The organism is Rhodococcus sp. 06-156-4 (genome assembly GCF_002259345.1).
Taxonomy (GTDB): Bacteria; Actinomycetota; Actinomycetes; order Mycobacteriales; family Mycobacteriaceae; genus Rhodococcoides; species Rhodococcoides fascians_E.
Genome location: NZ_NPGB01000036.1, coordinates 385,514 through 402,355 on the forward strand (window position 1 = coordinate 385,514; position 16,842 = coordinate 402,355).

17 protein-coding genes are annotated in these 16,842 nt (G+C 62.9%); 10 read left to right on the top strand and 7 right to left on the bottom strand.

From position 1 onward, the window contains the following. Positions 1-28: 28 nt before the first annotated feature. The 3 genes from CH290_RS26505 to CH290_RS26515 form a co-directional block, all read right to left on the bottom strand. Complete coding sequence (locus tag CH290_RS26505) at positions 29-439, bottom strand: NADPH-dependent F420 reductase (protein WP_052083197.1); 411 nt, start codon at positions 437-439, stop codon at positions 29-31. Beyond that, positions 436-1,503, bottom strand: coding sequence for an LLM class flavin-dependent oxidoreductase (locus CH290_RS26510; RefSeq protein ID WP_080748756.1), 1,068 nt, complete (start codon positions 1,501-1,503; stop codon positions 436-438). The genes CH290_RS26505 and CH290_RS26510 overlap by 4 nt, the downstream gene beginning before the upstream one ends. 83 nt (positions 1,504-1,586) lie before the next feature. Beyond that, positions 1,587-1,961 carry a DoxX family protein gene (locus CH290_RS26515; protein WP_033189794.1) on the bottom strand — a complete coding sequence of 125 codons (375 nt, stop codon included), beginning with the start codon at positions 1,959-1,961 and terminating at the stop codon, positions 1,587-1,589. 83 nt (positions 1,962-2,044) lie between these two features. Between CH290_RS26515 and CH290_RS26520 the strand changes: the two genes are divergently transcribed. From CH290_RS26520 to CH290_RS26560, 8 genes are all read left to right on the top strand, one after another. Beyond that, complete coding sequence (locus CH290_RS26520; RefSeq protein WP_033189793.1) at positions 2,045-2,545, top strand: MarR family winged helix-turn-helix transcriptional regulator; 501 nt, start codon at positions 2,045-2,047, stop codon at positions 2,543-2,545. A gap of 106 nt (positions 2,546-2,651) precedes the next feature. Beyond that, positions 2,652-3,296 carry a TetR/AcrR family transcriptional regulator gene (locus CH290_RS30985; protein WP_052083196.1) on the top strand — a complete coding sequence of 215 codons (645 nt, stop codon included), beginning with the start codon at positions 2,652-2,654 and terminating at the stop codon, positions 3,294-3,296. Positions 3,297-3,465: 169 nt separating this feature from the next. Beyond that, complete coding sequence (locus CH290_RS26530; RefSeq protein WP_141216238.1) at positions 3,466-5,097, top strand: zinc-binding metallopeptidase family protein; 1,632 nt, start codon at positions 3,466-3,468, stop codon at positions 5,095-5,097. A 20-nt stretch (positions 5,098-5,117) separates the two neighbouring features. After that, positions 5,118-6,230, top strand: coding sequence for an alpha/beta hydrolase family protein (locus CH290_RS26535; RefSeq protein ID WP_033189792.1), 1,113 nt, complete (start codon positions 5,118-5,120; stop codon positions 6,228-6,230). 174 nt (positions 6,231-6,404) lie between these two features. Beyond that, positions 6,405-7,286, top strand: coding sequence for an ABC transporter substrate-binding protein (locus tag CH290_RS26540; RefSeq protein WP_094620712.1), 882 nt, complete (start codon positions 6,405-6,407; stop codon positions 7,284-7,286). A 413-nt stretch (positions 7,287-7,699) separates the two neighbouring features. After that, positions 7,700-8,653: a LysR family transcriptional regulator gene (locus CH290_RS26550; RefSeq protein ID WP_019663369.1), complete on the top strand. Its 954-nt coding sequence runs from the start codon at positions 7,700-7,702 to the stop codon at positions 8,651-8,653. Between the two features lie 231 nt (positions 8,654-8,884). Next, on the top strand, positions 8,885-9,856 hold the full coding sequence (locus tag CH290_RS26555; protein WP_033189790.1) for a putative oxygenase MesX: 972 nt from the start codon (positions 8,885-8,887) through the stop codon (positions 9,854-9,856). 26 nt (positions 9,857-9,882) lie between these two features. Next, the gene (locus CH290_RS26560; protein ID WP_170947558.1) at positions 9,883-10,908 is read left to right on the top strand and encodes a methionine synthase; all 1,026 of its coding nucleotides are present in this window, start codon (positions 9,883-9,885) and stop codon (positions 10,906-10,908) included. Between the two features lie 105 nt (positions 10,909-11,013). Here the strand turns inward: CH290_RS26560 and CH290_RS26565 are convergent, their stop codons facing one another. The 3 genes from CH290_RS26565 to CH290_RS26575 form a co-directional block, all read right to left on the bottom strand. Then, positions 11,014-12,087, bottom strand: coding sequence for an alkene reductase (locus CH290_RS26565; RefSeq protein ID WP_019663366.1), 1,074 nt, complete (start codon positions 12,085-12,087; stop codon positions 11,014-11,016). A 133-nt stretch (positions 12,088-12,220) separates the two neighbouring features. Continuing rightward, positions 12,221-13,441 carry a low temperature requirement protein A gene (locus CH290_RS26570; RefSeq protein WP_033189788.1) on the bottom strand — a complete coding sequence of 407 codons (1,221 nt, stop codon included), beginning with the start codon at positions 13,439-13,441 and terminating at the stop codon, positions 12,221-12,223. Positions 13,442-13,512: 71 nt separating this feature from the next. Next, positions 13,513-14,139 (bottom strand): TetR/AcrR family transcriptional regulator, encoded by a 627-nt coding sequence (locus CH290_RS26575; protein WP_033189958.1) that lies wholly within the window; start codon positions 14,137-14,139, stop codon positions 13,513-13,515. Positions 14,140-14,212: 73 nt separating this feature from the next. Here CH290_RS26575 and CH290_RS26580 point away from each other — a divergent pair, with 73 nt between their 5' ends. Beyond that, the gene (locus tag CH290_RS26580) at positions 14,213-15,151 is read left to right on the top strand and encodes an alpha/beta hydrolase (protein WP_033189787.1); all 939 of its coding nucleotides are present in this window, start codon (positions 14,213-14,215) and stop codon (positions 15,149-15,151) included. Next, positions 15,148-15,990 (top strand): SDR family NAD(P)-dependent oxidoreductase, encoded by an 843-nt coding sequence (locus CH290_RS26585; RefSeq protein WP_033189786.1) that lies wholly within the window; start codon positions 15,148-15,150, stop codon positions 15,988-15,990. Before CH290_RS26580 ends, CH290_RS26585 begins: the two co-directional genes overlap by 4 nt. 147 nt (positions 15,991-16,137) lie before the next feature. On the opposite strand, the gene CH290_RS26590 is transcribed toward CH290_RS26585, so the two are convergent. Next, a complete protein-coding gene (locus CH290_RS26590; RefSeq protein ID WP_033189785.1) occupies positions 16,138-16,791 on the bottom strand; it encodes a winged helix-turn-helix transcriptional regulator in 654 nt (217 codons plus the stop codon). Positions 16,792-16,842: the final 51 nt, after the last annotated feature.

A 16,842-nucleotide genomic window follows, 5' to 3' on the forward strand; every position in this document is an offset into this window, starting at 1 on the left:
ACAAGGCTACGATCCGACTCCGGTTCGGTCAAAATCCCAGCGGAGTTCCGACGACGATGGGACCGACATCCCGAGCTACATCACCTGCTACAGCGATCGCCTTGCGGCCGATCGCTCCGTGCGGTCGGGCCTCATCGTCCAGATCGTGATACCCCATGTGATTGAACGCCTTGACGACTCGTGATTCCGTGAGAATGCGCTGAACCAGCTCACTCGTGGATCCGTCGGGAGTCGCCAGGTCGTCTCGGATACCGTCGTTCTCCCACCAGTAGTTCATCGCGTCGACTACGAGTGTGCCGCGAAGCTCGTCGACCGGAACGCTGGTGTACTTGCCCAGGGGCACTGCGAGAACGACGATGTCGCCCGCCGCGACCGCGAGGCGGGCGAGAACTGTGCCCACTTTGCCGGCGCCCAGAATGCCGATGGTCGAAGGCGTCATCGGGTAGCCGATACCTCAGCAGGAGCGGTACGCAGAAGCTCGCGGACACGCGGGGCGACTTCCCGGCCGAGGAGTTCGATGGTCTGCGCGCGTGCACCCCGGGGCAAGTGAAGAATGTCGTACTTGAGATCGAAGCGCGAGAGGTGCAGCGCACGGGCACTTCTCGCGATTTTCTGCGCCACGGTCTCCGGCGACCCGACGTACAGCGCCCCTTCTTCCAATTCTGACTCGTACCGTTCACGAGTCGGCGCGTAGAAGCCACGTTCACGTTGCAGTTCCTCCACGAGCGGTTTCCAGTACATCCACCACAGTTCACGTGCTTCCTCGTCGGTCTCGGCGACCAAACCGATGGCGTGCTGGCCGATGGGCAGCTGCGGGTGGCCGAACTGCTTCAACGCCCGCTCGTAGAGTTCGACGTTGGAAGCAAACCGCTCGGGGCGCCCGCCGATGATCGCCATCAGCAGTGGAAGGCCGTATTTGGCAGCTCGTATCACCGACGCCGGACTTCCTCCCACACCGATCCACGTCGGAATCCCGCCGACCGGCATCCGAGGATGCACACGCTCGTCGACCAGAGCCGGCCGATAGCGGCCCGACCAGGTGACCTGCTCCTCGCGCTGGAGGCGCATGAAAAGCTCGAGGCGCTCGTCGAACAACTCTTCGTACTCGGCGAGGTCGTATCCGAACAGCGGGAACGACTCCTTCGAGCTCCCGCGACCGAGAACGATCTCGGCTCGCCCATTGGATATTGCGTCGACGGTGGCGAAGGATTGATACAGACGCACAGGATCGTTGGTGCTGAGCACAGTGACCGCAGTCCCCAGTTTGATGCGTGTGGTCGATGCTGCAATACCTGCGAGCAACACCGGGGTCGCGGCGTCGGTATGGCCCTCGCGGTAATGCTCGCCCATACTGAACACATCGAGCCCAACAGACTCCGCAAGCCGTGCTTCTTCGATCAGAAGTCGGATGGTCCCGGCATCGGAGAGCTGTTTGTCATCCTCGGTCGCGATCTCACCGAACGAATCCAAACCGACCTCGAATTTCATCGGATCTCTTGTCATGAAAGAACTTCCTCGCTGCTTGTGTACGTTCGGCAGGCGATGAACTCAGATTCGGTTCGACGCCTGGGCAGAGTTACTTGCGGTCAGAAGCCGTAGGGTCCGAATCTCCCCCACGCCACGAACGCCGAGAGGATCGCCAACACAAGGCCCGGCGCCGCGGCGGGAACACCGTCGCCGCGCCGAAGATGCACGACCACCGCACCGAGCATGACCACCGTCAGCCCCGTTGCAGCCCACGGCACCAGAGGATCGGGCAGTCCGGTGAGCGCGGGAAGGATCAACCCGAGCGCGCCCAGCACCTCCACAACGCCGATACCGCGAACGGCATTCTGAGGCAGATCTGCCACATACGGGGTCTTCTCGATCATCTGCTCGCGCTTACCTACGATCTTCGATCCGCCGGCGGCAAGAAAAACCACAGCCAGCAGACTCGCCAGTACCCACAAGACAACGTTCATGTTCAGCCTTCGTTTGAAATTTCAAGTGACACACGAAGAGTACGGGTCGATGTTTGAAATTTCAAGTGATCTATCATGGAGCCATGACAGACGACAACCCGTGGCTCAACCGTGACGAAGTACGGGCATGGCTGTCGGTCATCGGCCTGACCGAATCGCTTCCGCAGCTACTCAGTGCACAGCTCAAAAAAGAATCGTCCATCAACAGTTTCGACTACATGGTGCTCGCAGGATTGTCCGAATCACCCGATCGCACAATCGGGATGACCGATCTGGCAGCCTTTGTCACCGGTTCCCTGTCGAGGTTGTCGCACGCACTGACCAAGATGGAGAAACACGGATGGGTTCGCCGACAACCCATGGCAGAGAACGGCAGGCAGACCGAAGTAGTACTCACCGACGAAGGGATGTCGGCGGTCGAACACGCCGCACCCGGCCACGTCGGCCTGGTGCGGCAACTGTTCATCGACACTCTCGGATCGGACCAAGCGCTCGAACTCGGCCGGCTCGCCGGGCTCGTTCTCGCCGAGGTCAACCCGGCGGGAAAGCAGATGATCGACGAGCGATACAGCAAACGGTCCTGACGCAACGCCCCAGCGCACCCTGAACGGACGACATGACGCGTTTCGGTAGAGTCGACGTTCGAACGTCAGGTACCACCGACGAAATCGCCGAGGAGTGAGTCGACCAGTGACCTTGACGCCTCGACTGCCGGAACCTGCCGCGACACGCGCGCGTGAGCCCAGCAAAGGCGACCGCCGCGAAGCCGCGATCCTGCAGACCGCGTGGGGTCTGCTGTTCGTCAAGCCCCTCGGATCGATCACGGTCGGCGACCTGACCAAAGGCGCCGACATCTCCAGGTCGACCTTCTACTTCTACTTCGAGTCGAAGGATGCCGTCGTCCGCGCTCTTGCCCAGCGGGTCGGAGACGACATCCGCCAGGCGACGAAGGGCTTCGGACTCGGCGCCGACGGAACCGTCGAAGACCTGCGTTCTGCGATCGCCGGATATATCGACAGATGGCGTCGGTCCGGGCCCGCGCTGCGGGCGATGGCCGAGCACACAGCCGAAGACGCGGACCTGCGCGAGTTCTGGCACGGCGTGACGGAGGACATCCTCGCCGAGGTGGCGGAGACCATCGAGCACGCACGACGTTCCGGCGCAATGCTTCCGGGACCTCCGACGCCGCTCGACCTCGCTCGGGCGCTGTTCGGGATGCTGCTCTCGGCAGCGCAGAGTTGCTCCGAACGCGATGCCTCCGATGGCGACGTCGACCGATTGGTGGAGACCCTCACCGTTGTGTTCGAGCGCGCTTTGGGCACCATCCCGGGGTGACCGGCAATCGATTGCCGCAAAAATCGACACTTTTTCGGAAATCGTTGATTTTTGGCCTGCCGTCCGGCTACCGTGAGCTCATCACGCCGATGAGCACGCCGTCGGCACCACCCAGGGGCCCGGCACTTCCTTCCGCGGAACCGACCGGCCAACCGGAAGGCTCGAACACATGGCACAACACTCTCCCCACGGGGCTTCGATCAGCCGACGGAATCTCTTGTTCGGCGTCGGCGCCGTTGCGGCCGGGGCGATGTTCGCGCCCGCACTCGCACGTGCCGGCGGTGGCCCTGGAGTGACCGGCGCCTTCGCTTGGCCCAGCTCCGCGCTCGACGCCGCGGCGGCGCAAACGGTGGATCCGAACCAATTCATCTCGGTCGACCAGTTCCGCGCGTGGGGCCAGACCTTGGACGACATCGGTTTGCGCGCAACCGGTTCCGAAGAACACGAACGCTATGTCGACACCCTCGCAGGCGAGTTGGCGGCTGCCGGAGTGTGCGATGTCCACTTCGAGAGCGTAAAGATCACACGGTGGTTGGCGACCGACTGGGCACTGGCCATCGACGGCGTCTCGGTACCCGTACCGTCCTACGTCCCGTACAGCGGGGCCACCGGCCCCGAGGGAGTAACCGGACCTCTCGTCTACGTGGACGAGCAGACCCTGTCGAACCCGCTCGGTGCGCCACGACTCGACGGCAAGATCGCCGTCTACGACGTGCCACTGACTTCGATACCGATCGCAGCGTTTCGTGCGCTGCAGTACCCGGGTGGAATCTACGATCCGGACGCCGAATTGTCGGACCTCGATTTCTACAAGCGGCCGTGGTTCAACGGCGTCCCCGATCGCCTGGAGCAGCTGGCGACACTCGGCGCCGTCGGGTCCATCGGCGTTCTGGACCTGAACGAACACTGGGCAACCGGACAGTATTTTCCCTACGACGGCATCTTCCGTGACTTCCCCAGCTTGTACGTCGACCGCGACACCGGCGCACAACTGAAAGCGCGAGCTGCCGGAGGGGCACAGGGCACGATCGTGCTCCAAGCCGATATCGCCGACGTCGAAACCAACAACATCGTCGGCGTCATTCCCGGCATGTCCGACGAGATCACCATGCTCCACACGCACACCGACGGAACGAACGGCCTGGAGGAGAACGGGCAGTACGGAATCCTCAGTGCAGCACAATATCTCGCTCGCTTGCCGATCGAGTCGCGCCCGCGGACAATCCTGATCCTGTTGGCCAGCGGCCACTTCCACGACGGCGTCGGAACTCTCGGTTTCCTGGCCCGCCACTACACCGATCTCGTTCCGCGTATCACCGCGACGGTGACGGTCGAGCACCTCGGCGCGCTCGAATACTTACCTACCCCCGACGGTGACGTGCGAGCCACCGGCATGCACGAGCCCGGAATCTACTTCTCCTCCGGAGGGCGCGCACAGGTCGAGGCCGCCGCATCGATGATCCGGCGAGCCGACGCCTCACCTGCAGGCGTCTCACGCGCGTTCCTACCCAACAAGTTCGGCGGCCCCGACAGTGCGGTGAACGTCAACCCGGATCTCGCTCCCCTACGGACCGTGCAGCGTCCTCCCCTGTACTTCCCCGGCGAAGGCACGTACATCTACAGCGTTGCGAACCTCCCCGTGTCGAACTACATCACCGGCCCGTATTACCTACTCAACGTGGGCATGTCCACGGTCGACAAAATCGACTTCGATCGAATGCGAGACCTGTCCATGGCTTTGGTGAAGCAAACTCTCGAACTCGGGGCGTCCAGCCGCGCCGAGATCGCCGCCTTCATCTGATATCGGTGAGGACACACATCATGAGCACGTTCGAAAATGTGCAGCGCCAGCTGCAGCCGATACGCCGACGGTCCCTGCGCGCTGTGTCCGTTGTGGCTGCCGCACTGGGGATCCTGGTGTTCGCAGCTCCGTCTGCATTCGCCGAAGTGCCTGAGGTTTCGGTAACGCAGCCCGGCCAAGCACAGACAGGCCCGGGTAGTTCGGACTACTCGAACCTCGACTACACGGTCTCGAGCGGCGGCATCGGCAGCGACGCCTGGTACGTCTTCGAACCCTCGACACCGACCCCATCGAACGCACCCGTCGCTGTCATCACCCACGGCTACTTCGAATTCGACGGATACGAGGCACACCGCTCCCTCATCGAGCACACCGTCGAGCAAGGCAACATCGTCGTCTACCCGCGCTACCAGACGACTGCAGCTACCGCATGCCCCGGACCGTTCTTCATCGAACCCTGCATCGCGTCGGCGACGGCCGGAATCAAAGGCGCACTCGACTTCCTCACGACCAACCCCGCCCACGTTCAACCGGACCTGAGCCGCGTCAGCTACTTCGGCCATTCCTTCGGCGGAATCATCACCACCAACATCAGCAACCGGTACCGCGAACTCGGACTCCCGGAACCGAAAGCGATCTTTCTCGACGATCCACACGACGGTGGATTTGCCGGCGTAGGCGAGCCCGCACTCGACGACGATCTGAGCGGCATCCCGGCCGACACCGTCTTTCAGTGCTACGTCGGCGAGTCAGGCGTCATCGGAGAACAGGGCAAGCAAGACTCGAGCTGCAACGCGATCTTCCCCAGGCTCGGGCAGATACCCGAGGCGAACAAGGACCTGATTCTGTCGTACGACGATGACCGCGGCTCCCCCGCGCTCTCGTCGAAACACGGAGTGTCCAACGGCGGCGCCCTCGTCGGCAACCAGTTCATCCCGGCGCCCAACCCGCCCGACGCCTACGATTTCAAACTGTGGCAGCTGTGGGACGCAGCTCGCAACTACGCCTACACCGGAGCCGAAGCCGAATACGCAGTGGGAGACACCCCGCAGCGGCGTGACAACGGAACCTGGAGTGACGGCGTACCCGTGCGCGAGTTGAAGATTCAGAAGACCGCACCGATCGGACCCTGATTCCAGTCACCGAACGTAGGCCTGTTGCGGCCGCGCGTGGTGAGTTAGCCTGCAGAAGTGAGTAAGCAGACCGTTCTGTTCGCGAGCGCACTGAGCGCCGCCCTTGTTCTCACCGGGTGATCGTCGTCCGGCGAGGACGCTACGGCTGCCCCCTCCGACGGGTACCCGGTCACCGTGACGGGACCACTGGGCGAATCGACCATCGATTCCGTGCCCCAGAGAGTGCTTCCACTGTCCGCAACCGACGCCGACTTCGTGCTTGCAGTGGGTGCATCCCCGATTGCCATTCCTGAACTGACACAATCGGACTCCGCTACCGGCGGCGCCGGCGTCTACCCGTGGCAGCAGGGGCTCTACGCCGACGGGATCCCGACGATCGCGGCAACCACCGACGCCGAGATCGAACCCATCGCAGCCCTGACTCCCGACCTGCTGGTCGGCACCGCGTTCTGGGGACTGACCGAACAGACGTACGGCCCACTGAGCTCGGTGGCCCCGGTGGTGCATTTCGACACCGCTACCAACGCCGACCCGTGGCAGGACTACCAGCGCAAAGTCGAGAAGGCCTTGAACCGGGAATCGGAGGCCGACGCCGCCATCGCCGACGCCGAGAACGCAATTGCAGCCGCGCACAACGACAATCCCGCACTGGAGGGAAAGACGTTCAACGCCATCATCTCCCCGGCCGAGGACGGTGTGTACATCCTGTGCTCGGATGAGGACAACATGGCCAGGACCATGAGCGACCTCGGTCTCGCGCTCAGCGTCTACGCCAAGACCGTCGAATGCGACGGAGGAAAGGGCCAGGTCAGCTGGGAGAACGTGCCACTACTCGACGCCGACCTCCTGTGGGTCATTCCCGACACGGCCGAGGATGCAGCAATCCTCGACACACAACCGCTGTGGGGACAGATTCCAGCCGTCGAGCGAGGAGCCGTCGTCACCGTTCCGAAATCCGAGGGCCTGCCTTTCGCATTGGCGTTCCCCTCACCGCTGTCGTTGACCTGGGCCGTCGGAGAGCTCGCGCCGAAACTTGCCGAGGCAGCCGAACGCTGACCTGCGTGCGAATCCCCAATCAAGTTCGACGGCAACACTGGTCATGCAGCGGATTCGAAAGAATCGAATTCGAATGGTCGCTGGGGAAAGTCGGCACAGCAGCCGGTGAACGGTTCGAACAATCGACGTCGAAAGTTCTACGACCGGCTGGTCGCGGATTCGGGGTGGGAAGCCGGGCCGCAGTAACGTCGACCGGCGAACAGTACGGCAACCCGGTGGAATCGATGACCGCATTCCTCGCCCAGCTCGACCGATACCCGCACATACGGCGACGCAGCCGGTCCGTCGGTGCAGTTCCGGACTCACCCGGAACCCTCATGCGATCCGACGACACGATCGAGCTCACGGACACGAACTCGGCGGGACTCCAGCACCAGCGTCCGCATCGTGTACCAATGCGATAAGTTCTCGCTATGGCGCGTGGCATCGCAGGGACGGCGCGGGGAATCACCCTTCAGCAGTTGCGGTACTTCGTGGAAGTGGCCGCCGAGGGATCCATCAGTGCCGCGGCCGACCTTCTCTACGTCGCGCAACCGACCCTGTCGTCCGCATTGAAAGACATCGAGAATCGCGTAGGGCGTACGCTCTTCCTTCGCTCGACCCGCGGCGTGACGCTCACCGAGGACGGGGCGGAATTCCTAGGCTATGCGCGTCAAGTGGTCGAGCAAGCAGAGCTCCTGGAACAACGCTATCTGGGCCGCGGACCCTCTCGGCGGCTGCTGGCCGTGTCGACTCAGCACTACTCGTTCGTCGTCGACGCCTTTGCCCGGATGGTGAAGGCATCCGAAGCGGCAGAATATGCGTTCACTCTTCGCGAGACCCGTACGTGGGACATCATCGAGGACGTTCGCACACTGCGAAGTGAGCTCGGTGTGCTGTATCGCAACGAGTTCAACGCAAACGTGATCGACAAGTTGATTCGCGAAGCCGGACTGGTGTTCACGCCGCTGTTTCTGGCGTCGCCGCACATTTTCGTCGCCCGCACGAATCCGCTCGCAGAACGAACGAGCGTGACGCTGAGTGATCTGGAGGATCTGCCCCGGCTCACCTTCGACCAGGGCGCCAACAACTCCTTTTACCTGGCTGAAGAGATCCTCTCCACCCGTTCGTCGAAGCAGGACATCCGGGTGAGTGATCGGGCGACCATCTTCAACCTCATGATCAGTCTGGCTGGATACACGATCTCTACCGGCATCGTCTCGGACGATCTCGATCCGTCCATCGTCGCCGTACCTTTGGACGTGGACGAACGAATCGAGATCGGTTGGATCGGTCATGCCTCGGTGTCCTTGACCGCTCAGGCCCGGCGATTCGTGCTGGAGATGCGCGACGTCGTCTCAGGATTCGGAGTCGATCTTCTGGGATAGCCATTCGCTATATCCAGCTATCGTTCGAAGCAATTAGCCTATGACGGTCGGTCTGTCTACACTCATTTTCGCGTCACTTTGCGCCCCCGATCTTCGAGTATCTCGGCCCGAGAGTCCATCTGGGGCACGAGGATGCGGTGGGCCGAAGTGCTGCACAGAACCAAGCAATCAGCCGTGCGGCGACGCCCTCGTCGCTGTAGTTACCGCACATGATCGGGGCAACTCTCCACAATGACGAACGACTGTGCCTTCAGCATCGATACGACACGCTTCGACGAGGACTACACACCGTCGACCAGCTCGCGCAGTACGACGAATTTCGCCAATCTCGCACGGGGCGAGGGTCGCCGACAGAATCTGCGCAATGCGGTGACGATGATGAATACCCGTGTCAACGAGTTGGTGCACTGGGACAACCCACGTGGTGACCGCTACAGCCTCGACCTCGACATCGTTTCCGTCGACCTGCATCTCGCGTCGGCCGGGGATGGATCCGCATTCCCGGTGATCGAAGTGCTCGATGTCGACATCGTCGACGTCACGACCGGATCCCGCACCGAGGGAATCGTCGGGAACAACTTTTCCTCGTACATTCGTGATTACGATTTCAGTGTTCGGCTCCAGGGGCACCGAGCAACGGGAATTCCCAGCGACTTCGGCGACCTGCACGGGCAGGTGTTCCAGCGTTTCGTCGAGTCGGACGAGTATCGCGAACGATTCTCGCAGCCGCCGGTCATCTGCATCAGTGTGTCGACGTCCATGACGTACCGCCGTCTTTCCAATCACCATCCGATTCTCGGGGTGGAGTACGTGGCGGACGAGCAGTCGCTCACCGACCGGTACTTCGAGAAGATGGGGCTCCGCGCGCGATACTTCATGCCTCGCGGTTCCGCCGCTCCACTTGCCTTCTACCACCGTGGTGACTTGCTCAACGACTACTCGTTTCTCGCGCTTGCAGGAACGATCGCGACGATGGAAACGTTTCAGAAGATCTACCGTCCCGAGATCTACAATTCGAATACCGCAGCGGCGCAGGTATATCGGCCCAGTCTCGACAACGGCAACTACTCACTGCCACAGGTGAGTTACGACCGTGTCGAGCGCACCGGCCTCGCAGCCACCCAAGGAAAGTTCACCGAGGTGAATCTCATCGAACCGTACGGCACCGTTCTCGAACGGTGGGCTTTCGCGCAGACGGCCTGAGCCCGCAGAACCGAAAGGTACCAGAGATGAACACCCTCCTACCCACCTCGATCGTCGGTAGCCTGCCCAAGCCCTCCTGGCTATCCGAGCCCGGAAAGCTGTGGTCCCCATGGAAGTTGCGAGACGGCGAACTGCGCGAAGGGAAACTCGACGCCCAAACCCTTGCGGCGCTCGAGCAAAAGCAAGCCGGGCTCGACATAGTCAGCGACGGTGAACAAACCCGTCAACACTTTGTGACCACGTTCATCGAGCACCTCAGCGGCGTCGACTTCGATCGACGCGAGACCGTGCGAATTCGAGACCGCTACGACGCAAGTGTTCCAACGGTAATCGGCGAAGTCAGCCGCGAAAGGCCTGTGTTCGCCGACGACGCCGCCCGCCTCAGAGCGACAACCGACCAGCCGATCAAGTGGGCCCTGCCCGGTCCGATGACAATGGTCGACACACTCTGCGACGACCACTACAAGAGCCGCGAAAAGCTTGCGTGGGAGTTCGCGACGGCGCTGAATCAGGAAGCGAAGGACCTGGAAGCGGCAGGCGTGGACATCATCCAGATCGACGAGCCTGCGTTCAACGTGTTCTTCGATGAACTGAAGGACTGGGGCGTGGCGATGCTCGAGCGTGCCACGGACGGGTTGAGCTGCGAGACTGCCGTGCACATCTGCTACGGGTACGGCATCAAGGCCAACACCGATTGGAAGGCGACGCTCGGGGCAGAGTGGCGTCAATACGAGCAGTCGTTTCCACTGCTGCTGCAGTCTTCGATCGACATCGTGTCGCTGGAGAGCCACAATTCGCGGGTACCGGTCGACGTGATCGAATTGCTTCGGGGCAAGAAAGTCATGCTGGGAGCGATCGATGTTGCGAGTAGCACCATCGAGACGCCCGAGGAAGTCGCCGCCACCCTTCGACGCGCCCTCCCGTTCGTCGACGCGGACAAACTGTATCCGAGCACCAATTGCGGTATGGCGCCTCTCGATCGACGGGTCGCGCGAGAAAAGATGCGCACGCTCGTTGCCGGGACCGACCTCGTGCGACGCGAGCTGTCCTAGCGGCGCGACGGCACCCGAATACCTTGCGACACATCCGTTGCAAGGCACGTCCAGTCCCAGCGCAAACCTGGGAGGAGGAACGGGTGCTCCTCCCCCCAGGTCGTTTCAGTGTTGTAGTGCCGGGTAGTCGGTGTATCCCTCTGCACCGTCCGAGTAGAAGGTGCTCTGGTCCGGAGTGTTCAGTGGAAGGTCTTCCTTCCATCGGCGGGCCAGATCCGGGTTGGCGATGGCGGGACGGCCGACCACGACAGCGTCGCCGAATCCGTCGTCGACCAGCGACAGAGCTTCGTCCCTGCTGGTGATTTCGCCGAATCCACTGTTGACGAGAACAGGACCGCCGAAGGTGCGGCGCAGATCCTGGACGAGCTCACCCGACGGATCCTTGTGCAGCACACTCAGGAACGCCAGACCCAGCGGAGCGATCCCCTTCACCAGGGCGGCGTAAGTCGCGTGTACGTCGTCGCGGTCGGTTTCGAGCGCATCCTGAATGTTGTGCTCGGGCGAGATTCGAATCCCGACCCGGTCGGCTCCGATGGCGTCGGCGACCGCTTGCGCGACCTCCACGACGAACTTCGCGCGGTTCTCGGGTGTGCCGCCGTAGGCATCGTCACGCTGATTCGATGCGGGCGAAAGGAACTCGTGCAGCAGGTAACCGTTGGCGGAGTGAATCTCGACGCCGTCCAATCCTGCTGCGATGGCGTTCTTGGCTCCTTGGACGAATTCCTCGATCACCGAAGGAAGTTCGTCGGTCGTCAGGGCGCGAGGCACGGGGTACGGCTTCTTCCCGTCGTAGGTCCGTGTCTCACCGTCGATGGCGATCGCGCTCGGGGCGACGACCTCGTAGCCGCCTGTTGTCGCCTCGTGCGTGACACGGCCTGCGTGCATGACCTGAGCAACGATCAGACCACCCTCGGCGTGCACGGCGTCGGCGACATTCTTCCAGCCGTCGATCTGCTCGGGCGTGACGAGGCCGGGTTGGCCGGGGAATCCCTGACCCGCGTGCGACGGATACGTGCCTTCGGTGACGATCAGACCGAGCGAGGAACGCTGACGGTAGTGCTCGACCACCAGCGGGCCGGGAACTCCGTCACGCCCGGACCGCACCCGCGTGAGCGGAGCCATCACAAGCCTGTTCTCGAGGTCGAGGGCACCTAGCGTCAACGGAGAAAACAACTTCACTGATTCGACTCTTTCCAGACGGGGGCGATACTTACATCGGCTAACCGTCGGAGAACAGTCGGGTATTCCGGTCAGAGATGATCGTCACCATCGAGGGGTGTGCGACGGGACGTCGCGTGTCGCTACCGGCGCGTCAGGTTTCTGTTGTCTCGATCGGACTTCGCTGGCGCCGGACGATCCCCGTGACCACGGCGATGATGGCACCGACAGCGAGCACGACGGCCGATGCGAACGGGAGTGCGTTGTCCACGGCGCCCACCGCCAGGACGGCGGGGATCGCCAGCCCCGGCCATGGCATCACAGTCTTCCAATCACCCGAGCTCCACCCGAGGATGGAACAGATCCCGACGACGAACAGCACGACCCCGCCGCACAGGATCCAACGGCCCGCGTCGGTCAGCTCCCCGACGGGATGCAGAACATACTGCTGAATCCCGACCCCGAGCAGCGCAACCCCCAGAGCAACAGGAAGATGGCCGTAGACATACCCATCGGCGCGACCGCTTTCCACCGCCCGATCGTCGTCCTGGATCTCGAACTTGGCTTCCGCACCGGCGATGTCGAAGTACATCCACCACACGGCAGCCGCAATGGTGAATCCCAGTGCTGCCACCGACAATGACGACCAGGCCCACGAAGTGTCACGCATCCCGAGCACGACGGCCGAAACCGATTCACCCAGGACGAGAATGACAAAGAGTCCGAAGCGTTCCGGAAGATGGTCGAGGTGAAGCGGCACGTTCTGACCCCACCGGGTCGCCGCGAACGGAGCAGCCGCCTCGACAGCGATGCCTACCGCCCACAGGACGTAGGTGAGCGGCGACGGAACGAACAGCGAAATCGTCCAGATCACGATGCTGATGACCGTCGCCGCGAGATAGAGATCGATGGTGGCCCGTACGTCGGCGATATGCCGCCACGCACGGAAGTAGAGCCCGGCGAGAAGCACCCGGGTCGCGATGTATCCGATGCCGAACGCGACGGTGCCGCTACCACCGATGGCCGTGGTCGCACTCGCCGCCATCACCGCGACCGCGAACGTCGCGGCCAGTTTGAGCACCCGATAGAGAACGTCGTTCGTGTCGAATCTGTTGGCGTACAACGTAGTCGTCACCCACGACCACCACGTGACAGCGAACAGTCCGGTGAACACCGCTACCCCGTGCCACCCCAGGTCGTCCTTCAAGCCGATCGCGAGCTGATGAACAACCAGAACATAAGCGAGATCGAAGAACAGCTCCAGCCGCGTTGCGGCACGATCGTCCTTGGTTCGAAGTCGAGGCGGCTGAAACACCGGGGTGGATTGATCGGCCCCGGAATCACCGTCCGCATGTGTTTCGGGGGAATCGTCCATGCCGACACATACCCCACCCGGTCCAACTCAACCTCGACCAGAGTTGGAGCACATCCCGCGCGGGGACTTTGCTAGCTCGGGTCGTGGTCCCGTAGCCCGTCGCGAACGGCCATGAGGTAGACGGCGAGGAGCCTGTCGATCGTCGTGGGATCGGCTCCCAGGTTTCCTGGTCGCCAGGCGAGCGAGAGCAGACCGTTCAACGCCGCCCACAGGGTGGTGGCGAGGTCGTCCGGATCCAAGTCTGCTCTGACCGATCCAGATCGGGCGCCCTCCCTCAGAACCTCTGCGAGGCGGGCGTTCTGAGCCTGGGTGAGCGCTGCGATCCGCTCGACGGCGTCGGATTCGTCGGGCGGTTCGACCAGAATCCGGAATTCGTGAGGACGTTCTCGCGCGAACCGTGCGTAGGCGGCGGCGACCAGCAGGAGGCGTTCCTCCACCGTCCCTTCCGATTCGTACGCAGCGTCCATGTAGACGCGACTTTCGTCGAGCGCCTCCTCCGCCACTGCGGTGAGTAGCGCCGAGCGGCCCCCGACACGGTTGTAGATGGTCTGTACGGCAACATCCGCCTGCTCGGCCACCGCCTCGAGGGTGAGCGCCCCGACGCCATGAGCAGCGATGATGCCGCGTGCGGCCTCCAGCACCGACCGGCGGTTGGCAGCTGCGCGCCGCTGAGTGCGCGTCGTTCCCGTTTCGGCCATCACCGCGTAACTGTAGCCCATTCAATTCATGTAACTACTTCCATTTTTGGAACCTCTTACATATTGTGTGCTTATGACACGCACCGACGACCGATTCCCGTCCGGCGACGGCCAGTGCGCCGCCTGGTTGTACGCGCCGACCGACGAGCCCCACCAGGGCGGCAGATGCCGTCCGATCATCGTGATGGGTCACGGCCTCGGGGGAATCAAGGAGATGGGACTCGACGCCTTCGCTCGACGGTTCACCGCCATGGGCTACCTGTGCCTCGTGTTCGACTACCGCCACTTCGGTGAAAGCAGCGGCGAGCCACGTCAACTTCTCGACATCGATACGCAACTGAGCGACTGGGACGCCGCAATCGCCCATGCGCGCACCCTGGACACCGTCGACCCCGCCCGGATCGTGTTGTGGGGAACCTCCTTCGGCGGCGGACACGTCATCGTCACCGCCGCACGCAACCCCGATGTCGCCGCAGTGATCACTCAGTGCCCGTTCACCGACGGCCTCGCCGCAGCACGAGCCATCCCCCTCCCTGTCGCCGCGAAAGTGACCGCCCGCGCGGTGCGTGATGCCGTCGGGGCCAGGTTCGGCCGACCGTCGGTGATGATCGACACCTACGGCCCGCCTGGGTCGACCTCCCTCATGACCAGTCCGGACAGCGCTGCCGGTATCACTGCGCTGATCCCACCGGGCCTGGATGTACGCCGAGACGTCGCAGCTCGATTCGGACTCGACATCGTCCGCCATTTCCCGGGACGCAGTGCGAGCAAAGTGAAGTGCCCGATCTTCTACGCCATCTGCGAGCGCGACAGCGTTGCACCGCCGATCCCGACCCAGCGGTACGCCGCACGCTCTCCACGCGCGGAGATAAAGCTCTACGACGCCGGCCACTTCGACATCTACGTCGGTGCCGATTTCGAGCGCAACATCGCCGACCAACTCGACTTCCTGGGTCGGCACGTTCCCGTCACCGAAAAGAATGACACCGAAACGAAAGGCACACGAGCGTGATCGACTACAACCTTGCCGGCCGCACCGTCGTCATCACAGGATCCACCGGCGGACTCGGTTCCGCCCTGGCGACAGCACTGCGCTCGCGCGGCGCCAATCTGGCCCTTCTCGACCTGGACGGCGACGCGGCAGCCCTACAAGCTCGCACTCTCGGCCCGGCGGCCGTTGCCCGGGGGTGGGCCGTGGACGTCACCGACCTCGACAGCATCCAGTCGGCGGTCGGCTCGGCGGCCCGACATTTCGGGCGAGTCGATGTTGTGATTGCCAACGCGGGCATCGCCGCTGTGCAACCGCTCGAATCGATGGACCCTGCCCTGTGGGAACGAATCATCGACGTCAACCTCAGTGGAGTCTGGCGAACGTTCAAAGCATCGCTGCCCCACGTCGTCGAGCGGCGCGGATATCTGCTGGCGATCTCCTCGATGGCCGCCTTCGTCCACTCGCCACTGAACGGCCCGTACGTCGCAAGCAAAGCGGGCGTCTGGGCGCTGTGCGACGCGACTCGCCTTGAACTGCGTCACCGTGGCGTCGGGATCGGAAGCCTTCACCCGACGTTCTTCCAGACACCGATGATGGACGCCGTGCAAACGGACCCAGTGGCCACCACGTTGTGGGGCGGCAACCGCGCGGGCCTGTTCAAGATGATCCCACTGGACACCGTCGTCGCCGCCGCGGTGACAGGAATCGAGAATCGATCCGACATGATCGTCCCCACCCGCTCGAACGCCCTCGCCGCCCGCATACCCGGACTCATCCGTCCCATCACCGACCGAATCGGGTTTCGCCACAATGTGATCCCGCGAGCAGTAGAACTCGCTTCGCACGCATCACCGTCATGAAGCCCGGGACAACGCGCCGAAACAGGCTCGAGCGAGCGACCCGCGCTCACCGAGCGAGTCCCTGCGGGACAAGTTCTTCCAGTCGCTCGACGACCTGCTCACCACGCTATCGGACTCGTCGCGCCAGACGCGACGCGGTGACGCAGGCTATGCCGTCAGAGCGAGCGCCGTCAGCTGACGTAGCAGTCCGACTTTGGTCTCCGGTCCAGACACCACAGCCTGCGAGCGCCGCGCGGTCGAACCCGACAGCGTCGCGAAAACCTGTTCCGACGTTCCGGTCACGGTGACATCAGCGGGCGCACCAGAACAGATGACGGTCGCGTTCACTCCCGACACGTCCGACGTCACAAGCACGCTTTCACCATCCGCGTCGATGCGCGCAGTGACCGTCGGAAACCGCTTCTTCGCAGGGAGGGCATCGGGCTTCGGAAACAGCGCCATGACCGAGAACACCAGCCAGCGACCGCGGCTGTGATCCGCGCCTGCACCGGCGGACATGAGCGGCGACGCCCACCTGGCGAGTTCGACCAACGGCGCCTGCAAACCTCGACCCCACTCGGTCAACGAGTAGACCCGCGACGACACCGGCGCCGCCTCCTCGGTGGACACCACAATTCCCGCGGCTTCCAAACTGCGAAGCCGCTGAACCAGCAAATTCGTGGCAATACCAGGCAGGGACCGATGCAAGTCCGAATATCTGCTCGGCCCGATCAGCAACTCCCGCACCACCAACATCGTCCATCGATCACCCACTACATCGAGACCGCGAGCGAGTGCACAGAATTCACCGTAGGACTTCACGATCGAAGCATACACTTGACTTTCTGAACCTTTTACTTGAAATAATCAAGC

What these genes read in the sequence shown, in the direction of transcription:
- CH290_RS26505 (WP_052083197.1), bottom strand. Translation starts at nt 439, where the DNA reads ATGACGCCTTCGACCATCGGCATTCTGGGCGCCGGCAAAGTGGGCACA.
- CH290_RS26510 (WP_080748756.1), bottom strand. Translation starts at nt 1,503, where the DNA reads ATGACAAGAGATCCGATGAAATTCGAGGTCGGTTTGGATTCGTTCGGT.
- CH290_RS26515 (WP_033189794.1), bottom strand. Translation starts at nt 1,961, where the DNA reads ATGAACGTTGTCTTGTGGGTACTGGCGAGTCTGCTGGCTGTGGTTTTT.
- CH290_RS26520 (WP_033189793.1), top strand. Translation starts at nt 2,045, where the DNA reads ATGACAGACGACAACCCGTGGCTCAACCGTGACGAAGTACGGGCATGG.
- CH290_RS26530 (WP_141216238.1), top strand. Translation starts at nt 3,466, where the DNA reads ATGGCACAACACTCTCCCCACGGGGCTTCGATCAGCCGACGGAATCTC.
- CH290_RS26535 (WP_033189792.1), top strand. Translation starts at nt 5,118, where the DNA reads ATGAGCACGTTCGAAAATGTGCAGCGCCAGCTGCAGCCGATACGCCGA.
- CH290_RS26550 (WP_019663369.1), top strand. Translation starts at nt 7,700, where the DNA reads ATGGCGCGTGGCATCGCAGGGACGGCGCGGGGAATCACCCTTCAGCAG.
- CH290_RS26555 (WP_033189790.1), top strand. Translation starts at nt 8,885, where the DNA reads ATGACGAACGACTGTGCCTTCAGCATCGATACGACACGCTTCGACGAG.
- CH290_RS26560 (WP_170947558.1), top strand. Translation starts at nt 9,883, where the DNA reads ATGAACACCCTCCTACCCACCTCGATCGTCGGTAGCCTGCCCAAGCCC.
- CH290_RS26570 (WP_033189788.1), bottom strand. Translation starts at nt 13,441, where the DNA reads ATGGACGATTCCCCCGAAACACATGCGGACGGTGATTCCGGGGCCGAT.
- CH290_RS26575 (WP_033189958.1), bottom strand. Translation starts at nt 14,139, where the DNA reads ATGGCCGAAACGGGAACGACGCGCACTCAGCGGCGCGCAGCTGCCAAC.
- CH290_RS26580 (WP_033189787.1), top strand. Translation starts at nt 14,213, where the DNA reads ATGACACGCACCGACGACCGATTCCCGTCCGGCGACGGCCAGTGCGCC.